We start from the raw sequence: 20946 nt of genomic DNA on the forward strand, positions 1-20946 counted from the left end.
CCCCGGGGGGAGGGTCCCTCCCCTGGGGGTAGCCGATAGCTGGGTCCTCATCGCCGCCATACACGGGTATATCCTAGGACCCGGGTTTAATATCGTGATTCCCCGCTGCCTTGGGACTCCCAGTACTGGAGTCTCCTCTTGAAGGATCTCCGCGTCCTCCCCCTGTAGAGGTACTCGCCTATAGCGGCTACCGCGTAGCTTAGGATTATAGCGTAGAAGCTTGAGGGGTTGTTCCTGTACTGGCTGTAGAGGAGTATGGCCAGTATAGAGGCCACTATGATGAAGCTCAGGAGTATGATTGGCCTTGAGCCCCTGGTCTCGTCGGCTAGCTTGTAGTGGGCCAGTATGACCCCCATGTATATTATTATGAACGAGGAGCTCGTGACGGCCGCTACCCCCTCCAGGTTCAATGCAACGGCCATGGCCAGGCCTAGCAGGGCTGTTATGTAGAGGCCCTCGGGCTCGTTGAACCAGGTCTTCCTCTCGAAGATCGGCGGTAGCTCGCCCTTCTTGGCCAGGGAGTATGCCACGTTGGCGCCCCCGTATATGCTGGCATTGATTGCGCTGCTAACCGATACCAGGGCTCCTATGGATACGAGGGTGAACCCCAGGTTGCCTAGGAATGGCTCTGCCGCCTTGGCCAGCGCGTATTCCTCTGCACTAACCAGCTCGTCTATAGGCATGTTGCCCACCGCCACGATAGAGACGCCTATGTAGATTAGGGTTACTATTACCAGGCTCAGGTAGATGGCCCTCGGGACGTTCCTCCTGGGATCCCTTATGTCCTCGGACGCGTTGGTTACGAGTCCGAACCCCGTGTAGCTCAGGAAGAATAGTGTGGCCGCGTATAGTGCGCCCTTCAACCCGTTCACCGACAGGTCTGGTGCCAGGTAGCCTGGATTGATCGTGAACAGCCCGGCTACCACGAACAACAGTAGTATGCCGATCTTCACAGCGACGATAGCCGTCTCAGCCATGCCCACGGTCTTCGACCCTTTGAAGTTTAGGGCTACGAAGAACGCTATGACGATTGACTCGACGACGGCCATGTTGGCAGGGGATAACGGGTATCCCGTCAGGGCTAGGAAGTAGGCTGCGAAGGTCTTCGCGAAGAGGGATACCGATGAGACGTATATGAACCACAGCATGAAGGATGCAACGCCCGTATATAGGTTGTCGCCGAGGCCCCTCAGTATAAACTCTATGGGGCCGGCGTTCGAGACATAGGTGCTCCCCAGCTTCGCATAGTTGTAGGCGACGAAAGCCGCTGCCAGGGAGGATAACGCGAAGGCCAGTGGCAGGTCCCTTCCAGCGATCCTAGCCCCTACCCCTATCAGCGAGAATATACTGGACCCGATTATTATGCCGACGGCCATAGCCGTGGCCTCCACCAGCCCCATCTTCTCCTTGCCACCCATGGCATGCACCCCCACAGCGTGCTACAGGCACTCTTCTACTAGGCAGTAGAGCCGCCTATATGCATCCTCAACCCACCCAGCTCCTAGAGGGCCTCGCAGCCCCTTGAGCTTCTCCACGCCCACCCGCGTGTCTCCCAGGAGTCTCTCCATGAACCTGTAGACCCTCTCGATCGTCTTACGCGTGTTTCTGTTGGAGAGCACGTACTCTATGAACTCACCGCTATCCCTGGCCACAGACCCGGCCAGTACCGTTAACAGCTTGAAGGTCGTCCCCGAGTACTCCATAGCGTACTCCAGTAGCCCCTCTCTGTCTAGCTCCGATAAAGCGTGTGAGGCCAGTGTGGCGATGAGGTATGGGAGCCCGACTATGACTCCCATCAACTCGTCATGCATTTCGGCGTCGACTAGGAAGGTCTTGAAACCCATAGAGTCGAACAGGCCCTGGAGCTCCCGGTAGCCCTCTCTGCCCGGCACAGGGACTATCAGGACCGCGTGCCTAGCCGGGTCCCTCGCACCGGACCCGAACATGGGGTGGGCGCTCGCAACCCCCACGCCGGGGCCGAGGAGGCTGTAGTACCCTATAGTGTCGAGCTTGAACGTGTTTATATCGAAGACCAGGCGCCCGTCAAGCACCGGCCCCAGCCGGGCGAGCGACTCGATAACACCGGCTATCCCATCGTGGGGGACCGCTATCATCACATAATCGCTATCCCTAGCCAGCTCCTCCAGGCTCTCAGCCGTCGACAGGCCCCCTCTCTCAGCGTGTGCAAGGGCGTCGCTACTCCTGTCATAGACTATGACCTCTATACCCGAGGCCTTGGCGAAGCGGGCTATCGTAAGCCCAAGCCTGCCTGCCCCGATGACCCCTAGCCCCGGCACCTCGCCAGCTCCCCCAGTATCTCTAGCCCCTGTAGGATCTCGTCTACCGGCCTGGTCAGCGATACCCTGATATACCTGTTATACCTCTCGCCCCCGAAGGCTGCTCCAGGGAATATGCCCACGCCCCTCTCCAACGCCTTGAAGGTGTAATCCACGCTGTCTTCTACGCACTTCATCCTGGGGAAGAGGTAGAAGGCCCCCTGGGGCTCCACGACCTCGAATACATCCCTGTCTATACCCCTCAGGGCTGCCTCAAGCCTCCCCCGATAGACCCTGACTCTCTCCTCCGCGACACGGTCCAACAGGTCCAAGGCGACCAAGGCGGCCCTCTGGGCATAAACCGGGACGGATGTGTAGGTAGACGCTACGAACTCCCTAACCCGACCCACCACAGCCGGGTCCCCAACTACATAGCCCAGCCTCAGCCCCGGCAGGGAGAAGGTCTTAGAGAAGCTATAGACCGATACAACACCCTCAGGCTCCAGCTCTGCCAGGGAAACCCTCTCCCCCGTGTAGACCAGGTCCCTATAGGCCTCATCCGACACCAGGAGGGCCCCAGAGTCCCTAGCGATCTCAACAAGCCCCCGGGCCTCCTTCCCCGACAAGACAGCCCCCGTCGGGTTATTGGGATAGTTAACCACGACCGCCTCCACGCTCGACGCAAGCCCCTGAAGCTGGCTAGGAGAAGGCTTCCACCCCCCGCCGGGGTCCGTGTGGAGCGTCTCAACGTAGGCATCGTAGAGCCTAGCAATATTCAGGTAGCCCCTCCAGCCAGGCAGTATAACGCCCACGCTATCAACGCCCCTGAGGGACCCCGCCAGCCCAGCCTTCGACCCGGGAGTTACCACAACCTCCCTTACATCAACCCCATGGTACTCGGCTATCCTCTCCCTAAGCTCTAAGAGACCAGAGGAGGGGGCGTAGGAGAGCCCGCCCGGCTCCCTGAGGCCCCTCGACAACGCCTCCAGGACGGGCTCGGGAGGCGGTATATCCGGGTCCCCGGCGTCGAGGCGTATGGATGGCTTCGCCCTGGCCAGTCGCTCGTAGAAGGCGTATACGTCGAACCACGACTCGCTCTCCGGGGGCCCGGCCTGGGCCTGCTTACATAGCTTGACTATGGCCCTGTAGATGCTCCCATAGGGGCCTGCCCTCTCGATTACACGCCTCTCCCTCTCCCTATCAGTCACGAATAGCGTGCCCGAAGCCCTCTTCACACGGCCCATCCTGCGGCATAGGTCCATCCTCTTGTCTAGGAGCCTCAGTATCTCCTCGTCGACCCTGTCTAGGAGCCTTCTAAGATCCTCGATTTCAGGGGTTGCCACGCCATCCACCTCAGTAGATGGTCTGCGAGGACTATGGCCATATAGGCTTCAACGACCGGGACGGCCCTGATCGCTATGCAGGGGTCATGCCTCCCCCTCCCCCTAATCACGGCCTCCTCCCCCGTGGCTAGGTTCACGCTCCTCTGAGACTTCCGGATAGTTGACGTGGGCTTGAATACCACCCTCACCACGAGGGGCATCCCATTGCTTATGCCGCCGTTGACACCGCCCATGTTGTTGGAGGCCGTGGCGACGCGGCCATCCCTCATGATCCAGTGGTCGTTCGCCTCGCTCCCCCTCATCCCGGCCAGCCTGAAGCCGGCGCCGAACTCGACGCCCTTCACTCCGGGTATTGAGACTAGGGCCTTGGCGATGTCGCTGTCGAGACCGTCCATCGGGGGCTCGCCAAGCCCCACGGGCAGGTTATAGGCTACGGCCTCGACTATCCCGCCCAGGCTGTCTCCCTCCGCCATAACCCTCCTCACAGCCTTAGCCATCTTCTCGGAGGCCTCGGGGTCGGGGCACCTTACTGGGCTTGAGTAGACCCTCTCCCTGAAGGATTCGCTGTCAACCGGGTCGATGCGGGCCTCCACGTCCCCGATCCTGGTTATGTAGGCGTAGACTCTAACCCCCACGGTTTCGAGCAGCCTCCTGGCGATCGCTCCAGCCGCCACCACGCCCGCAGTCAGGCGGCCGGAGTTGTGCCCACCACCGCGGTAGTCGTTGAACCCCCAATACTTGACGCGGGCAGTATAGTCGGCGTGCCCGGGCCTCGGAGTATCCCTTATCTCCTCGTAGAAGCTCGAATCCGCATCCCTATTCCTTATAAACACCAGTATGGGGCCGCCCGTAGTCCTGCCCCTGAACACCCCGGAGAGTATCTCGGGCCAGTCGGCCTCCCTCCTGGGGGAGGTGAGCCCCCATCCAGGCCTCCTTTTAGCAAGCTCCCCCGCTATGTACGACTCGTCCACGGGGATCCCCGGGGGACACCCCTCTATGAGGGCCCCGACACCCTTCCCATGGCTCTCCCCGAATATAGAAACCCGGAACAGCCGGCCGATCAACCCTCGATCACCTCCGTATCCACCCCTAGCAGGGCTAGGTGCTCTAGGAAGCCCGGGTAGGAGTCCCCTATGCGCTCGGCTCCAACAATCTCGACAGGTCCATCGGCCTTAACCGCCGCGACGGCCAGCATCATGGCGATCCTATGGTCGTTGAAGGAGCTACTCCTACCCCCACGGACGCCCCCGCCCTCGACTATGATCGACCCGTTGGAGGCGTAGGCCCTCACACCTATGGAGGAGAGCGCCGAGGTTATCGACTCTATCCTGTTGGATTCCTTGAAGGCCAGGTGGCCCACGTCCCTGAGCACAGTCCTCCCCTCGGCGTAGGCGGCCACGGCGGCGAGGGCCGGGGCTAGGTCGGGGGAGTCCCTTAGGCTGACCTCGACCCCCTCAAGCCTGCCAGTCGACTCGACGACCACCCTATCACTGTACCCCCTAACCCTAGCCCCCATCTCGCCGAGCACCTCTAGGATCCTCCTATCAGCCTGGACATCATCTTCAATCAAACCCTCCACAGTAACCCTCCCGGCCACGGCGGCGAGGCCTAGTATGAACGAGGCCGACGAGTAGTCTCCAGGGATCCTCACATGGGCAGGCCTATACCCGTGGGATAGGGGCTCGTAGACCCTATACCCCTCTCTATGGAACCTGGCGCCAAACCACTCCAGGACCCGCAGGGTCAGGTCTACGTAGGGCTTGGAGGCCACGGGGCCCATGGTCTCCACCCTCAGCCCCGCCAGCGGGGCGATTGTTAGGAGGCCAGTGACGAACTGGGAACTCCTGGAGGCGTCAATCCTAACAGTACCCGGGGAGATCGGGCCCTTCACGGCCACGGGCGGGTAGCCATCTCTAGACAGGGTGCCGGCGCCGAGGGAGGATAGCGCCTCCAGCAGGGGGGCCATGGGCCTCCTCCTAAGCGTGGAGTCCCCGTAGAGGAGCACGGGCTCGTCCAGGAGGCTTGCGATGGCGGTCGCGATCCGGAGAGTCGTCCCGGAGCCCCGGCAGTCAATCCACATGGGAGGCTTTACCCTGCCACACACGCCCTCAACCCTAAGCCACCCACCGCCCTCCTCTATGACCGCTCCGAAACGCCTAGCCGCCTCCAGGGACGCCAGGGTATCCCCAGCCACCAGGGGATCCTCTATCCTGGAGACACCGCAGGCCAGGAGGGATGCGAAGACCGCTCTATGGGTATAGCTCTTGGAGGGGGGTGCCCTGAGGGTCCCCCTGACTTCGCCCTCCACGGGATATACCCTGAGTATCACCTGCCACCACCCAGGAGCCTAGCCACTATGACCTCGACACCGGCCTCCCCCCAGGCATCGGCCACGCCCCGGGGATCGGTGGTTAGGGCGTAGACGGAGGGTCCCTTACCCGAAACCCCCGCCAGGAGGGTTGCCTCGTGCTCCAGGGCCCTAGCTACGAGCCCTATACTCCACTCGTCAAGGCCCGTGGCCACGAGCGTGAGCACCGCGTTAACAGCCATTGCCTCCATCCACCTCCCCTCCAAAGCCAGATCCACTGCCCTGGAGTAGTGCCTCCCCAGTGACTCGAAGACCCCAGGCTCCACTGCCTGGATCGGCCTCCCTGTGGGAGGCACGGCCGCCACTGCGTAGAGGGTCTCGTCGAATGTGAAGCGCCTGAGGATTCGAAGACCCCAGTTGTCTGTAATGAATACACCTGGGAGGAGGGTGGCCAGGGAGTCGTCGTAGGCGTCAGTAAGCGTGAGGCCAGCCCGCCTAGAAACCGTGACTCCGAGGCGGGCTGCCTCCTCCAGGCTCATCTCCACGCCCAGGGCGTCGGCTAGCCCCAGTGTGATTGAGTTGACGAGGGCGCTACTGCTCTTCAAGCCGGAGGCCGGAGGGACCCTGGAGTAGACTTCCACCTCCAGGCCCCCAGAGTGGCCCATCTCCCTGGCGAGCTCCAGGAGCGCGGTTGATAGCTCCCTGGGCGGTGTCACCCGGCCCCAGGGAGTCCTGGACTCTATCACGACCCTCCCCGCATCCCCGGAGAGCCTAACCCTGGCCTCAACGGGCACGTCGATCCCGACGGCGCCCCCTATACCGGTGGCTATGGCGTTCAGCACGCTCACAGCTCCATGGGCCCTGCCCACGCCAGCTTCCATCAACCCATCGCCTCCAGTGCCAGGCTCCTGAGGAGCCGTGGATCAACGCTTTCCCCGAGCCATAGTCTGAGGTTCTCGCTGGCCTGGTAGACCAGCATCCAGAGCCCGTCGATAACCCTACAGCCCTTCTCCTCGGCTATCCTGAGGAGCCTCGTCCGGAGGGGGTTGTAGACTAGGTCCATGACAGTCGCGCCGCTTGGGACGTAGCGTGGGGGGAGGGGGGATGCCTCGGGGTCCCTCAACCCGACGGGGGACGCGTTGACCACCAGGTCGGAGCCCTCGGCGTATCTGACTAGGTCGTCTAGCCTGCCGCCCGTTGCATCGGGGACTCCCCACTCTCTCGCCTTGTAGGCTAGCCTCCTAGCCGACCGTCCACTTCGGCTGACGATCACCAGGTGGTCCACCATGCCGGTGAGCCCGTAGGCGACTGCCCTGGCGGCCCCGCCAGCACCAATCAGGAAGGCCCGAGAGTAGTCCTTAGAGCCTCCACCGGCCAGGAGGGCCTTCATGAAGCCGGTCAAATCCGTATTATATCCCCTGAGCCTGGCCCCTTCTACCACGACAGTGTTGGCGGCCCCTATCTCCAGGGCCTCCCCCTCGACCCGGTCTAGGAGGCCGATTATATCGGTCTTGTATGGTATGGTGACGTTGAACCCGCCGCTCGTCTTCCTCAGCAACTCCACGGCCCTGGGCAAGAGCCCCCTGTGGGGCACATCCATCACATCGTAGGAGCCCGGGATCCTGGCTAGCCTGAAGTACCCGTTGTAGATGGCTGGGCTGAGGCTGTGGCCCACCGGGTGGCCTATGAGGTAGTAGCCCATGCCACGCCCAGCCGCCTCCACAGCTCCAACACCTCCGAGACACTATACTGGCCTGGGGCCAGGGGCTTCCCCGAGGCGTGGGCGTATGTGAATGGCGCCCCGAGGAGCGGGGCTAGGAGCCTCGTATAGCCGCACTCGCCACCGAGCCCAAACGAGACCAGACCGCCTCCCTCCCTGGCTACGGCCAGCATGGAGGGGATGCCGTCCAGGGGGTCCCTACACCTGTAGACTACCTTCGCTATCAAGCCTCCGCGAGGGACCCTCTCCGACCGGGCTAGGCGCCTCACCGATCCGAGCACCCTCTCGATCTCCCCAAGCCCCATGGGGCCTTCCAGCTCGTGGAACGAGGCGATGACGCCGATCCCCTGCTCTAGGAGGGACCCCGTTATCCTCCCGGCCAGGGGGTTGCGTAGCTCCACGTCTATGTAGTCCGGCCTGTACACTGCGAGGCCTCTGAGGATCCCCTCCTTCACCCATGGGGGCCCCTCGAATCCCCCGCCCTCCACCGAGTCTCTTATCGTCACGATCACCCTCTTACCCGTCCCTCTCAGGCGGAGTATGGCGCGGCCCACCCTCTCTATCACGGCTTCGAGATCGTCCTCTACCGTGTCCAGCCTGAGCTCCACTATCCCGGCGGGGGTCTCCAAGGCGGCCTCGACGATCGAGTCTATGCTTGGCCCCGCTACGACGGCCGCTATCCTATGGAGGACGCCCTCCTCACCCAATCCTCCACCACCCTCCACGGTATCTCCTCTATCGTGAAGTCGCCCGGCCTCCTGGGCAGTGGGATGCGCGGTATCCCATCTAGGAACTTCTTGTCGCTCCTCATCGCCCTGACAAGCCTCTCGGGGTCCAGCTTCATCCTCGTGGGTAGGCTTAGGGCTTCCAGGACCCGGTGGATCCTATCTGCGTCATCCTCGGGGAAGCCCGCGATCTCCATTGCCAGCATCGACTCTGCCATGAGGCCCAGTGATACCGCGTGGCCGTGGGGGACCATGTAGCCGGTGGACGCCTCCACAGCGTGGCCATACGTGTGGCCGTAGTTGAGCATGGCCCTGACACCCCTCTCGACGTAGTCCCTGGAGACTATGTCGAGTTTGGTTGACACGCTGAAGGCGACGGCCTCGTAGAGTACCTGGGGGTCCCTCGCCACTATGCTTTCCACGTGCCTCTCAAGCCACTCCAGCCAGCCACCCCCGGCTATCACGGCGTGCTTGACGACCTCCGAGAACCCCTCCAGGTATATGTCTCTGGGGAGGCCTACTAGGAGCTCGGGGTCTATGACTGTGACCTCCGGATGGTGGAAAACCCCGACTATATTCTTGCCCCCGTCGAAGTCGATACCAGTCTTGCCGCCTATAGAAGCATCCACCTGGGCGAGGGTGGTAGTCGGTATATACACGGTGGGGATTCCCCGCATGAAGGTCGCGGCGGCGAACCCGGCGGCGTCCAGGAGGGTCCCTCCCCCAGCCACTACCACGAGGGACCCTCTAGTGAATCCCTCCCCGGCCATGAACCTCCAGAGAGACTCGACGAACCTGATGCTCTTAACGTGCTCCCCACCCTCCACCCTGTAGATGGAGAGCCTAAACCTCCCCCCTAGACTGGAGGAGATCAGCGAGGCCGCCCCCGCTGGGAGCCTGGAGTCCATGACCAGGAGTACCTTGTAGGGGTTGTAGCCTTCGAGGATCTCGCCCAGCCTCCCCAGTATCCCGAGCCCGGTGAGCACCCTGACCCTCCTGGCCTCGCGGACCTCTATAGCAGCCTCATCCACTTCAGCTCCCCCACGAGGCGTTCAAGCATTTCAAGGGTGAGCTGCTGCCTTGCATCCGACAACGCCCTACCGGGGTCGGGATGCACCTCTATCATTAACCCGTCGGCGCCGGCTGCTAGGGCGGCCTTGGCGAGCGGGGGCACTAGCTCCCTCCTACCCGCCGCGTGGCTTGGATCGACTACGACGGGCAGGTGGGTCAGCTCGTGTAGTACTGGCACGGCTGCGATGTCGAGGGTGAACCTGGTAGAGGTCTCGAACGTCCTAATACCCCTCTCGACGAGGACGACCTGGTCGTTCCCCTCAACCATGATATACTCGGCCGCCGCGAGCAGCTCGTCGATCCTCGACCCGAACCCTCGCTTCAGGAAGACTGGCTTCCCAGACCTGCCTGCCTCCCGGAGCAGGGGGAAGTTCTGCATGTTCCTAGCCCCGATCTGGAGGGCGTCAGCATACTCCGAGACGAGGGGTACGAGGCGTGGGTCCAGCACCTCGGTGACAAAGGGGATCCCGTGCTCGTCTGCCACCTCGCGCAGTATCTTCAACCCCTCCACGCCGAGCCCCTGGAAGCTGTAGGGCGAGGTTCTGGGCTTGAAGGCGCCGCCTCTGAGCATGTCCACCCCGACTCTCTTGGCGACGCTGGCGGTCTCGGCTAGCTGCTCCCTCGATTCGACCGAGCAGGGACCTGCTATCAAGACGGGCTTACTACCCCCTATCTCCACGCCTCTGACCTTGACGATCGTCTTGTCCCGGTAGTCCCTGGTCACGAGCTTGAGCTTCAAGCCAGTACACCCCTCTCTATAATGGACGATATCTTCTCTGGGGTGAGCCCCATGTAGTCGAGGAGCCTCTCGTAGCTCCTGGCACTCGCCCCGAAGGAGTCATCTATTCCAATCCTAACAACCCTCACCGGCCTGGTCTCCGAGACTACCTCGGCCACCAGGGATCCGAGGCCGCCGTGTATGCTGTGATCCTCTATGGTGACCGCTAGCCCGGCCCTCACGGCTTGCCTGACTATCGTGTCCCTGTCCACGGGCTTGATACTGTACACGTCAACCACGCCAGCCCTATAGCCCTCCTCCCTGAGCCTCTCGGCCACCTTGACCGCTACCCCCGTCATGGCGCCGGTCGAGAATATCGCTATGTCCCCGGCGTCCTCCAACACCTTGGCGCCGCCAATGGGGAACTCCTCGCCTTCCTCGTAGATCTCTGGGGCGTTGTCGCGCCCCAGCCTAATGTACACGGGCCCCTTATGCTCTAGCAGGGCCCTGGCCACGAGGTCGCGTGTCGCCACGGGGTCCGAGGGCGCGAGTACTGTGAAGCCCGGGAGTACACGGGTCAATGCTATATCCTCGAAGGACTGGTGGGAGGTCCCGTCCATGTAGTCCGAGAGGCCGGAGTGAGTGCCGACCAGCTTAACGTTCAACCCGTCCCTGGCTATGGTATTCCTGATCTGCTCCCACGCCCTCATCAGGAACATAGAGAAGGCGGCCGCGACCGGTGTCTTCCCAGCTATAGCCAGGCCGGCCGCCGTCGAGACCAGGTCCTGCTCGCTTATACCTACGTTGAAGAACCTGTCGGGGAACCTCCTGGCGAACGCCAGAGTGCCCGTGGAGCTGGGCGTGTCGGCGTCAAGCACCACTATGTCTTTACTAGCCTCTCCGGCGGCGACGAGTGCCTCCCCGAGGGCCCTCCTGAAGCTCCCGCGCGATACAATAACTACCAGCCCCCCTCGATGCTCCTAACGATCAACGCTTTCGGTCTAGAGTTCATCCTTGAGAGCGCTTCTAGGGCCGTCGCTATGGCGATCGCGTCGTTGGGGACCTCGATGGCGTGCCAGCCGAAGGCCTCCCACCGGAGGGCCAGGGGCTCCTTGGGCTTTATCTCCTCCGTGGGCCCGCTGTGCTGGACCATGTTCCTGTCGATCACCGCTATGACGTTGGAGAGCCCTAGGGAGGAGGCTGTCGCAACGGCCTCCCACACCTGCCCCTCGTCGAGCTCCCCATCGCCTAGTATAACGGCTACCTCCCTGCGCAGCCCGTCTAGCCGTGAAGCCAGGGCTATGCCATTGGCTATGGAGAGGCCCTGGCCGAGGGACCCGCTAGAATTCACTACGAGCCCCCTAAGCCTCCCGGCGTCCGGGTGGGACTGGAGCCTAGAGGTGGGGTCTGCGAACGAGTCGAGCTCGCTCCAATCGAGCAATCCCTCGACTCCGAGCCAGACGTAGAGGGCTGGGGAGAGGTGGCCCTTGCTGATGACCACAGTCCTATCAACCCCGATCTCGCGTCCCCGGGGCACCCAGGACCCGTAGAGGGCCGCTATGATGTTGAGGGATGAGATCGAGGTCCCGGCATGCCATCCGCCTATGCTAGCCAGGAATTCGTAGAGCCTCCTCCTGGCGACCTCGACCTTGTCGGCGAGGAGCTTCAAGCCGTCGAAGGCGAGGGACACGCTATCCTCGGGGGGATGGGAGCACGAGGAGCAACTCAATATTGGCGCTGCATCACACCCACCCCATCACTAGAGCCAGAGACGCTGGCCTGAAATAAAAACGTTATCCCAACGGCTTGCCACACGGAAGCACTAGAAAGGGCAGAGGAGGGTCTTCCGCCACGAGCAGATACCTATTCTCGCCCTCCATGGTTCGATACCGGGATAATTGAACTCCGGGAGCGGAGGGTAGTGTGAGGGTAGCGGGTTAGCGTGCTACCTATACATCATGGGGGCTATCAGAGATCGAGGCTAGAGTTCTTAGCATGCTAAGGGTATTGACTCTAGCATCGTGAAGAAATCCTCAATCCCTCCAGCCCTTCACAAGGCATCCAACCGTCAACCGGAGGGCTGGAACCCTCTCCTCATACTCATGGTAGCTGGGCCCGAGGAGCCTCCGGGCCTCCGGCTCCTCCACCTGCAATATGAAGAGGAGGCCGCCGGCCACTGGTATGGCGCTCGCGAGTATGCCTGGGAGGGTCCCTGAGGCGAGGCCGAGTCCCACCCCAACCATCATGAGGCCCAGCTGTGCCGGGTGGCGCATGCACGAGTATATGCCTCTGTCCACCAGCCTGTCGGGCGGGGTGAAGCGAGGGACCCTCCCCCTGTGCCCATAGAGCCTGAGGGTTCTACCAGCAACAATATTCAATACAACACCGTATATTATCAAGACGAGTCCGAGGACCATTGCAGCGTAGACGATCACGGGAGAGCCCAGGTCCCTGCATCCCCGGTAATAGTATCGTCCTAGGATGAATGGGGATAGGTCGAGCGCCAGCCAGTACAGAGCCCTCCACGCATAGACGATCCTAGCCGTCCCTCCATCCCCCAGGGGGCTTCTTTCGTATGACTCGATTATTTTTAGGACTCGTTGGTTACGGGAGTATTGTTGTCTTCGACGGGGAACCTCATGGTTTCTCTAGCGGTAGGCTTATTACTTACGGGGGGTGTAAGTTACTTACGGGGGGCATAAGTTGCTGTTTGATATTGCGCCCAAGGAAAGGCGAGAGGATCTCTACGATAGAGAGAATGAACTGAGAAGCCTAATGGAAGCCCTCAGACTTGGAGAGAGGCTTGTCATTGTCAGAGGCGTCCGGAGAATCGGCAAGTCAAGCCTAGTCAGAGTAGGTGTAAGGGAAGCTGGGATCCCCTATGCGCTGGTAGACGTTAGAGAGTTGTACTTTGAGGAGGGCTCTGTCAGGCTAGCCAGCCTCGTAGCCCGGATAGTGGATGCAATGAGGAGACGGTCCAAGTGGTACGAGAGGTTAGAGTTTAGACTAGGCGATGCCCTCGGCAAAGTCAAGGGGATCCACGCGGCTGGATTCAGCTTAGAGCTGAGACCTCCAGCCAAGCCCAGGCTGACAGAAGTACTAAAGGCCCTAGACGAATGGTGCGGCGAGCATGGCTGGAGATTCGCCCTAGTATTTGACGAGGCCCAGTACCTCCGGTTCTCCAACACCAGGTACGACGGAGTAATAGCTTGGGCTATCGATAATCTCCCCAACCTCACCTTCATAGTCACTGGGAGCGAGGTCGGGGTGCTAAGGGAGTTCCTCCGCTTAGAAGACCCCAGAGCACCACTCTACGGGAGACATCGGAGGGAGATACCATTAGAAAGGTTCACAACCCAGCAATCGCTCGGCTTCCTAGAGACGGGCTTCAGGGAGCTCGGCGTCAGGGTTAAGAGATCGGAGCTGGAGGAGGCCGTGGAGAAGCTTGACGGCATAGTGGGGTGGCTGACCCTGTACGGCTACAAACGGGGGGTGGAGGGTTCTCCGCATAGGGAGGCTCTCCGGAGGGTCTTTGAGGAGGGGAGTCTAATGGTCCTAGCAGAACTCTCAAAGGTCATAGAGGGCTCTCCAGCCAGATACGTGGCGATCCTCAAGGCTGTAGCCCAAGGCATCACCAGGTGGCGAGAGATAAAGACCTATGTAGAGACTAGAACAAACACCTGGATCCCCGACAACCGGTTCTCACAGCTCCTCAGGAACCTGGTGAGGTACAGCTATCTAGAGAAGCAAGATAACGAATACGTAATACCAGACCCTATGGTTAGACATGCAGCGAAAAGCCTCTAACCCCCGCTAGACTACCCGTGATAGCTTGTCTAGGAAGGATCCCGCGTCAACGTGGAACTTGACAACCCCGTCCTCTAGGTAGACTACCTGGTCCGAGATCCTGGATAGCAGGATGGGATCGTGGGATGATACTATCGCTATGCCTCCCTTATTGGCCAGTTCCTTGATCGCCCGGGCAACTACCCTCCTCTTACCGCTATCTAGGTTGGAGAAGGACTCGTCCAGCGCCAGTACTACCGGGTCGACGGCGAGGGCCCTCGCTATAGCCACCAGCTGGACCTGGCCCGTCGAGAGCCTGCCTATCTTCTCCCATAGGATGCCCCTTAGCATAAGCTTCTCCGCTATCCTTAGCACCCTCTCCCTGATAGCCTCCTCCCCGAGGCCCTGCAGCTCCGGTCCAACAGCTATGTTATCGTACACGAGCCCCCTGAGTACTATGGGCCTCTCGTGGACGTAGACTATCCGGCCCCTAAACCCCTCGACGCCCTCAACCCAAGGATCCACCCCGTCCACCAGCACCCTGCCCTTGGCCGGCCTTAGGAGCAGTGAGACTAGCTTGAGGAGGGTGGTCTTGCCCGAGGCGTTTGGCCCCGCTAGGCCATAGACTCTTCCCCCCTCTAGGCCCAGGCTCACCCCCCTGAGCACTGGCTCCTTGTCGTAGCCGAACCACACGTCCTCCAGCGCTATTCTAGCCTCCATCCCCTGTTCACCAAGCGTAGCACCAGTGACACACCGATGGTTAGCAGTGTCAGTATAGCCCCGAGCTCTAGGGCCAGCTCGTACTCCCCCATGGATGTCGCGAGGGCTATCGAAGTGGTGAGCGTCCTGGTGTAACCCATTATGTTCCCTCCAACCACGAGCGCGACGCCCAGCTCGCCGATGGCCCGGGAGAACCCCATCACTATCGAGGAGACTATGGAGGGCGCCGACTCCCGGAGGACTAGGAGCGTCGCCCTGGCCTCACTGGCCCCTAGGGTCAACGCCAGCTCCCTGAGGGGTGCTCCGACCTGCTTGAGGGACCTGTAGGTGAGGGCTGTGACTAGGGGGGTTATGAGCAGGGCCTCTCCAACCGTGATGGCCTGGGGCGTGTATAGCAGGTTGAGGAAGCCTAGGGGTCCCTCCCTGCTCAGCAATAGGTACAATAGGAGCCCTACGAGTACTGTTGGAACCCCTATCAAGGCCTCCATAGCATAGACCAGGGGGTTCACCCGGGGGCTTCGTGAGAGGTAGTAGGCTAGTGGAATGCTCCAGGCCGAGGCCAGTAGTGTCGCCGCCCCGGATATCGCGAGGGACCTCGACAGGACCGCGTAGATGGGCTCCACGCCTAGCCCCCCTCAGCCATACTCTTCCACACCGCCTCTACCTGGCTCAGGCGGCCTGCCACGGGGTGGAATAGGGGTTGCCCATACTCCTCCACGCCGTAGGATGCTATGAGCTTCTGCCCCTGGCTGCTTGCTAGGAAGTCTATGAAGGCCTTGGCCGCGTCCCGCTCCCTACCACTGCATCCTGTCGCGAGGTATGCGCTGTATATGTTGATCAGGCTTGGATCGCCGCTGTAGAGTATCTCCAGCCCCGGTATCCTGCCCTCCGCCTTGAACTTCAGGTAGGTCCCTATATCGCTCAGGGTGTAGGCCTCCTTGTTGCCCGCTATGACTAGGGTCTCGCCCATGCCCTGCCCCGTCTCGATATACCATGGCTTCCCGGTTGGATCTAGGCCCGCCTCTCTCCAGAGCTGGAGTTCTCTGACGTTTGTCCCCGAGTGGTCTCCCCGGCTCACGAAGACTATGCGCCCGGCCTCGCCGGCACTGTATATCCTATGCATCGCCTCGACTATGCTCTTGGAGCCCTTCACCCCCGCTGGATCGCTCTCGGGCCCTACTATCACGAAGTAGTTGTAGGCGAAGATCCTATGGTAGCCTATGACTCCCTCGTCGATGTAGTGTTTCTCAAGGCTTGGAGCGTGGACTAGTACCAGGCATGCATCCCCCCTCTCAGCCCTCTTGAGCGCCTCCCCGCTACCCACGGGGATGTACTGTATCGTGACGTCCTTGTGGGTGGATTGAAACTCTCTCGCCAGGTGTTCTAGGAGGCCTGTGGCGTATAGGCTCGTGGTTGTCGTGGCCCTCACCCTCACCGTCTCGCCGTGGGTTGCCTGTAGTGCTAGGGCTAGGGCGAGGAGCGCTACTATTAGGGCTACGGCTAGCTTAGCCTTAGAGTCCAACGCGACCCCTCGTTATCCGTTAACAGATAACGGATAGCAGGCTGGATAAAAGCCTAAGCCCGTAGCACACCCCCGATCCCCGGGGGAATCCTATAGCCCTCAATACCCTCCCCAACGGAGACGACAGCCTCGAAGAACCCTCGGAGGAACTCCTCACCCCGCTCCGACTCGTGGAACCCCCTCCCAACGAGGAAATCATACCTCTCCCACGCCAACAATACAAACTCCAACCCATAGACCCGAGCGGCGTACAAGAGGCCGACACCCACATCGGCGTCTCCACGTGCCACGGCCTCGGCGACCTCCAGGTGGGTAGTATAACTGGAACCATAACCCCGTATCCTCGCCCTCAACTCCCCCAGCGGCACGCCCCTCTGGGAAGCCCACTCCCCCAGCACAGAGTCTAGGAGGAGCCTGGTACCGGAGCCCGGCTGCCTATTGGCCAGGACGAGCCTCCCAGAGGTGAGGCCCTCCATGACCTCCTCAAACCCCATGGGCTTACGGGTTATGAACCCCTGAGCCCTGTCATAGCCCCTCAGGAGCACGGCTCCCCCCGAGAGCCCAAGCCTCTCATAGACGTGGGTGTTGTAGGTCCTCGTCTGGGGGTCGAGCAGGTGTATCCCCACGACGTCAGCCTCTCCCAGGACTAGCGCGGCCAGTCCATGGGTTGACCCGGTCCAGTGGAGCTCGATCCCATGGCCGGACTCCCTAAGCGAGCCGATAGCCCTGGACACGATGAAGTCGTGGCTCCCCGAGACTACGACCTCTTGCCCCGTGTAGACGCGGCTGGCTGATGCCGGGGTGAAGGGCCTTCCATGGATCCTCCTATACATGGATTCATAGTACTCTAGGAGCCTCTCCCCCTCGGAGGTCAGCTCTGCTCCCCCGCCCCTGGATCCTCCGCGCCTCCTCGCCAGTAGCCTGGCTCCTAGTACGCGTTCTATCCTCGCTATCCTCTCCCAGGCCCTGGAGTAGGGGATCCCGGCCTTCCTCGAAGCCTTCAGGAGGGACCCCAGCTCCCCGACATAGTATAGTAGCGTCGCCGTGGCCTCGTCTAACAGCTCCTCCTCTCCATAATACACTACTAGCCTCTGCTCGGCCCTCAGCTTGCCCCAGTCAACAGGTATATCCGGGCACCCATGCATATCCCAGGATATACCGGGGTCGAATAATCCTTTATGGAGAGGTCTTGGGGGCGATCCTCGCCTCGGCCTCCCGCAGCTGGGCAGTGTAGAGCCTGTAGAAGTGCCCCCTCTTACCGAGTAGCTCCTCGGGCCTCCCTGCCTCGACGATGGCGCCGTCGTCTAGTACTATGACTTTGTCGGCGTCGAGGGCCATGGTCAGCCTATGGGCCACTAGTATCCCGGTCCTCCCCTCCATGAGCCTCCCGATCGCCCTCCTAACGACTTCCTCGGTGGCCGGGTCTACGCTGGAGAGGGCCTCGTCTAGTATGACCACGTCCGGGTCCCTCAGCATTGCCCTCGCTATGGCGATCAACTGCTTCTCCCCGGTGGAGAGCCTCTTGCCCGCCTCCCCCGCATCAGTGTCGTATCCCTCTGGTAGCCTGGTTATGAACTCGTGTATGCCCAGCTCCCTGCACACCCTCTCGACCTCCTCCCTGGTGGCGTCGGGCTTCACAATCCTTATGTTGTCCAGTATCGTCCCTGGGAACAGGTAGGTCTCCTGGGGGACGTACGCCATCCTACTCCTTAGACTACTCCTCTTCACGAGCCTCGTATCAATTCCATCCACCAGTATCCTGCCCTTGGAGGGATCGTAGAAGCGGAGGAGCAGGTTTATGAGAGTCGTCTTCCCGGCGCCCGTGCGGCCAACTATGGCGACGGTCTCGCCCGGATCCACCTTGAATGTGACCCCCCTCAGCACCGGCCTCCCAGGCTGGTACTCGAACCATACGCCGTCGAACTCTATCAAGCCCTTGATCCTCTCGATCTCCAGGCCCTCATCCTCCTCGGCCTCGACCCCGTCTATGACCTCGTATATTCTCTCCAGCGATGCGAGGGCCGACTGGAGGGAGTCGTATAGGCTGACGACGTTGTTGATGGGCCCCCTAAACCTCTGCACGTACTGGACGAAGGCCGCGACCACTCCTATGGTAGTGGCTCCGGCCAGGGCCAGGTAGGTGCCGTAGACTAGGACTACCACGACCGAGAGGATGGTAGCCAGGTTCATGAGGGGCCAGAAGAGGCCCATGTAGACCGCGACCCTCAGGTAAGCCTTGACCGTCTCCCTGCTGGCCTCTTTGAACTCCCGCCCGACGGCCTCCTCCCTCCCCATCGACTTGATAGTCTCTATCCCGGAGATGCTCTCCTCCACTATGCTTGAGACCCGGGCTATCTTCTCCCTGGTCTCGCGGTAGGCACTCCTCATCTTCCCCCCGAAGTACTTCGCCGCCACGACCATTAGGGGTACCGTGGCGAGGGCCACGAGGGTGAGCCTGACGTTGAGGAATAGCATGGCCACCACTATGCCAACCAGCGATACGAGTGCGCCCAGGCTACCCAGTATCCCGGATATGAAAACCTCGTTCACAACACTGGTATCGTTTATGACCCTCGACACCAGATCCCCAGTCCTCCTACCACCATACTCGCTTATCCTGGCCCTCAGCAGTCTCTCCATGGCCTTATTCCTCAGGTCATAGAGGATCTTCTGGCCGAAGACCTGCACATACCAGGTCCTCATGGTCGAGAAGAGCCACTGGGCGAGCAGTGCTAGGAGGTAGAGGGCCGCTATGAAGGGCAGCTCGCTGTACCTGCCCGGTATTATGTAGCGGTCTATCGCTATGCCGAGTAGGTATGGCGAGGCTAGGCCCGCTATGGAGGCTCCGATGATGGAGGCTGTCACGACCGCTATGAGTCTCTTGTACTTCAGGGTCTCCCCGAGGAAGCGCCTCAGCAGTCGCGTGGACGATGGCTTGTCTCCGCCCGCTGTCATTTCCCTCCACCCATCATAGCCGTGTAGATCCTGTAGTAGAGTCCTCTCCTCGCCATCAACTCCTCGTGGCTCCCCTCCTCCACTATCCTTCCATCGCTGAGCACGACTATCCTGTCGGCCAGTCTCACCAGGGAGGGCCTCTGGGTCACTATCAACGCTGTCTTATCCCTGAGTATCTCTTCTAGGTCCTCTACGATCGCCTTCTCGGTCTCGGCGTCCAGGTTGGACACGGGATCGTCTAGCAGGAGTATCTTGGGATCGCCGACCAGCGCCCTCGCGAGCGCTAGCCTCTGCCTCTGCCCCCCGGAGAGCGTGACACCCCGCTCGCCGACTATGGTATGGTATCCCTTGGGGAGGCTCTCTATGAAGTCGTGGATCTTGGCCGCCTTGGCCGCCCTGACTATGTCTTCCATAGAGGCGTTTGGGTTCCCAAAGGCTATGTTCTCCCACACGCTCCTGTTGAATATGAATGGCTCCTGCGCCACGTACCCTATATGCCTCCGGAGGCTTGAGAGCTTCACGTCACGTATATCCACGCCGTCGACCAGGATCCTCCCGGAATCTAGCTCGTAGAGCCTGAGGAGTAGCTTGAGCAGGGTGGACTTGCCGGAGCCCGGAGGCCCCACTATCACAATCTTCTCCCCGGGCCTGACGTGCAGCGTCACCCCCCTCAGCACGGGCTTGCCAGGCCTGTAGCTGAACGAGACCCCCTCGTAGAGTATGTCGCCCCTCACATCCTCTAGCTCGATGGCACCTGGCTTGTCCTTGACCCGGGGCTCCTTGTCTATGACCTCGAATATCCTCTTCGAGGCAGCCGCCACCCTCTGTATGTCGCCGACAGCGAATCCGAGGGCTACGAGGGGCCATGAAAGTGTAACCATGTAGGTTAGGAACGCAATCAGGGAGCCGACGGTTAGGGCACCCGAGATTATGGCGTGGCCCCCGTAGTATAGCATGCCGCTCATGGCTAGCCCGGTGACTAGGAAGGGGCTGTTACCGTACAGGGCTGTGAGCCTCGTGGCCCTCAGGCTGTACTCGTAGAACTTCTTGTTCTCGCTCTGGAATCTCCTGTAGAGTATGGGTTCTATAGCAAGGGACTTGACGGTCTTTATCCCGGCTAGGGCGGCCGTCGCTATACCGGCTAGCACGCCCGTCTGGTGCCTTATATCGTCGTAGAGGGGCCTGACCCTGACGGCGAACCTGGCGTTTAACGCGACGACCACTACTATAGCGGCGAGCGCTATCAGTGTCAGCTCGCGGCTCATACCCGCCATGTAGTAGAGGGAGACGGCGATCAGGAACGTGCTGTAGATCAGCATGCGTAGCCGGAACGATATGAACCTGGTTATCCTCTCCGTGTCGTTGGTGACCCGTGATATGAGCTGGCCCACGAGCACGTTATCGAAGTACTCCATCGACTGCCTCTGTATGGAGTCGAAGGCCCTAACCCTGAGATCGTAGACGGTCTCCTGGGCCAGCTTCGCTAGCATGTACCTGCTCGTGAAGCTGAGAAGCCCTGCCAGGACCGTGGCCCCTATTATCAAGAGCCCGTAGTAGACTGCGGCCTCACGGCTCCCGGCCACCAGGCCCTTATCCACGGCCTCCCTGATGAGGAAGGGGACTACACCGTTGGCGTACGACATTAGGACTACGAGGGATACGGCTGCTGCGAATAGCGGCGCCCGCCTCGCCACCAGGTGCTTCATTAGCCTTGCTAGCACGCGCCACGCGCTGTAGTCGCTGGCCAAGTCCACCCCTCACGGTAACCTATTCCAGGCCACCGGGGCTTATATCGCTTAAAG

The 20946-nt window shown here is 61.0% G+C and carries 20 protein-coding genes; 1 reads left to right on the top strand and 19 read right to left on the bottom strand.

The features are described from left to right. Nucleotides 1-86 precede the first annotated feature (86 nt). The 13 genes from F7C38_02540 to F7C38_02600 form a co-directional block, all read right to left on the bottom strand. Nucleotides 87-1418 (bottom strand): APC family permease, encoded by a 1332-nt coding sequence (locus F7C38_02540; protein MCE4600427.1) that lies wholly within the window; start codon nt 1416-1418, stop codon nt 87-89. 21 nt (nt 1419-1439) lie between these two features. Then, nucleotides 1440-2297, bottom strand: coding sequence for a prephenate dehydrogenase (locus tag F7C38_02545; GenBank protein MCE4600428.1), 858 nt, complete (start codon nt 2295-2297; stop codon nt 1440-1442). Further along, nucleotides 2285-3619, bottom strand: coding sequence for an aminotransferase class I/II-fold pyridoxal phosphate-dependent enzyme (locus F7C38_02550; protein ID MCE4600429.1), 1335 nt, complete (start codon nt 3617-3619; stop codon nt 2285-2287). The genes F7C38_02545 and F7C38_02550 overlap by 13 nt, the downstream gene beginning before the upstream one ends. Continuing rightward, nucleotides 3580-4683: a chorismate synthase gene (gene aroC / locus F7C38_02555; protein ID MCE4600430.1), complete on the bottom strand. Its 1104-nt coding sequence runs from the start codon at nt 4681-4683 to the stop codon at nt 3580-3582. Before aroC ends, F7C38_02550 begins: the two co-directional genes overlap by 40 nt. After that, nucleotides 4680-5948 carry a 3-phosphoshikimate 1-carboxyvinyltransferase gene (gene aroA / locus F7C38_02560; GenBank protein MCE4600431.1) on the bottom strand — a complete coding sequence of 423 codons (1269 nt, stop codon included), beginning with the start codon at nt 5946-5948 and terminating at the stop codon, nt 4680-4682. The genes aroC and aroA overlap by 4 nt, the downstream gene beginning before the upstream one ends. After that, nucleotides 5945-6808 carry a shikimate kinase gene (locus F7C38_02565; protein MCE4600432.1) on the bottom strand — a complete coding sequence of 288 codons (864 nt, stop codon included), beginning with the start codon at nt 6806-6808 and terminating at the stop codon, nt 5945-5947. The genes aroA and F7C38_02565 overlap by 4 nt, the downstream gene beginning before the upstream one ends. Continuing rightward, on the bottom strand, nt 6808-7650 hold the full coding sequence (locus tag F7C38_02570; protein MCE4600433.1) for a shikimate dehydrogenase: 843 nt from the start codon (nt 7648-7650) through the stop codon (nt 6808-6810). The genes F7C38_02565 and F7C38_02570 overlap by 1 nt, the downstream gene beginning before the upstream one ends. Further along, nucleotides 7611-8354: a type I 3-dehydroquinate dehydratase gene (locus F7C38_02575; protein MCE4600434.1), complete on the bottom strand. Its 744-nt coding sequence runs from the start codon at nt 8352-8354 to the stop codon at nt 7611-7613. Before F7C38_02575 ends, F7C38_02570 begins: the two co-directional genes overlap by 40 nt. Next, nucleotides 8324-9403, bottom strand: a complete 1080-nt coding sequence (gene aroB / locus F7C38_02580) for a 3-dehydroquinate synthase (protein MCE4600435.1) — start codon at nt 9401-9403, stop codon at nt 8324-8326. Before aroB ends, F7C38_02575 begins: the two co-directional genes overlap by 31 nt. Then, on the bottom strand, nt 9385-10182 hold the full coding sequence (gene aroF / locus F7C38_02585; protein ID MCE4600436.1) for a 3-deoxy-7-phosphoheptulonate synthase: 798 nt from the start codon (nt 10180-10182) through the stop codon (nt 9385-9387). The genes aroB and aroF overlap by 19 nt, the downstream gene beginning before the upstream one ends. Beyond that, nucleotides 10179-11042, bottom strand: coding sequence for a transketolase family protein (locus F7C38_02590; GenBank protein MCE4600437.1), 864 nt, complete (start codon nt 11040-11042; stop codon nt 10179-10181). The genes aroF and F7C38_02590 overlap by 4 nt, the downstream gene beginning before the upstream one ends. A 77-nt stretch (nt 11043-11119) precedes the next feature. Further along, nucleotides 11120-11890, bottom strand: coding sequence for a transketolase (locus tag F7C38_02595; GenBank protein MCE4600438.1), 771 nt, complete (start codon nt 11888-11890; stop codon nt 11120-11122). 304 nt (nt 11891-12194) lie between these two features. Further along, on the bottom strand, nt 12195-12596 hold the full coding sequence (locus tag F7C38_02600) for a phosphatidylethanolamine N-methyltransferase family protein (protein MCE4600439.1): 402 nt from the start codon (nt 12594-12596) through the stop codon (nt 12195-12197). Between the two features lie 268 nt (nt 12597-12864). On the opposite strand from F7C38_02600, the gene F7C38_02605 reads away from it, so the two are divergent. Next, complete coding sequence (locus tag F7C38_02605; protein ID MCE4600440.1) at nt 12865-13968, top strand: ATP-binding protein; 1104 nt, start codon at nt 12865-12867, stop codon at nt 13966-13968. 6 nt (nt 13969-13974) lie between these two features. Here the strand turns inward: F7C38_02605 and F7C38_02610 are convergent, their stop codons facing one another. Genes F7C38_02610 through F7C38_02635 form a run of 6 tightly spaced genes read right to left on the bottom strand, consistent with a single transcriptional unit; the run spans nt 13975 to nt 20892 of the window. After that, entirely contained in the window at nt 13975-14667 is a 693-nt protein-coding gene (locus F7C38_02610; GenBank protein ID MCE4600441.1) for an energy-coupling factor ABC transporter ATP-binding protein, read from the bottom strand. Then, on the bottom strand, nt 14652-15290 hold the full coding sequence (locus tag F7C38_02615; protein MCE4600442.1) for an ABC transporter permease: 639 nt from the start codon (nt 15288-15290) through the stop codon (nt 14652-14654). Before F7C38_02615 ends, F7C38_02610 begins: the two co-directional genes overlap by 16 nt. A gap of 2 nt (nt 15291-15292) precedes the next feature. After that, the gene (locus F7C38_02620; GenBank protein ID MCE4600443.1) at nt 15293-16189 is read right to left on the bottom strand and encodes an extracellular solute-binding protein; all 897 of its coding nucleotides are present in this window, start codon (nt 16187-16189) and stop codon (nt 15293-15295) included. A 53-nt stretch (nt 16190-16242) separates the two neighbouring features. After that, the gene (locus F7C38_02625; protein ID MCE4600444.1) at nt 16243-17334 is read right to left on the bottom strand and encodes a LysR family transcriptional regulator; all 1092 of its coding nucleotides are present in this window, start codon (nt 17332-17334) and stop codon (nt 16243-16245) included. A 31-nt stretch (nt 17335-17365) separates the two neighbouring features. After that, nucleotides 17366-19144, bottom strand: a complete 1779-nt coding sequence (locus F7C38_02630) for an ABC transporter ATP-binding protein/permease (protein MCE4600445.1) — start codon at nt 19142-19144, stop codon at nt 17366-17368. After that, nucleotides 19141-20892 (bottom strand): ABC transporter ATP-binding protein/permease, encoded by a 1752-nt coding sequence (locus tag F7C38_02635; protein MCE4600446.1) that lies wholly within the window; start codon nt 20890-20892, stop codon nt 19141-19143. The genes F7C38_02630 and F7C38_02635 overlap by 4 nt, the downstream gene beginning before the upstream one ends. Between the last annotated feature and the right edge of the window lie 54 nt (nt 20893-20946).

This window comes from Candidatus Thermodiscus eudorianus, from assembly GCA_015521085.1.
GTDB lineage: Archaea > Thermoproteota > Thermoprotei_A > Sulfolobales > Acidilobaceae > Thermodiscus > Thermodiscus eudorianus.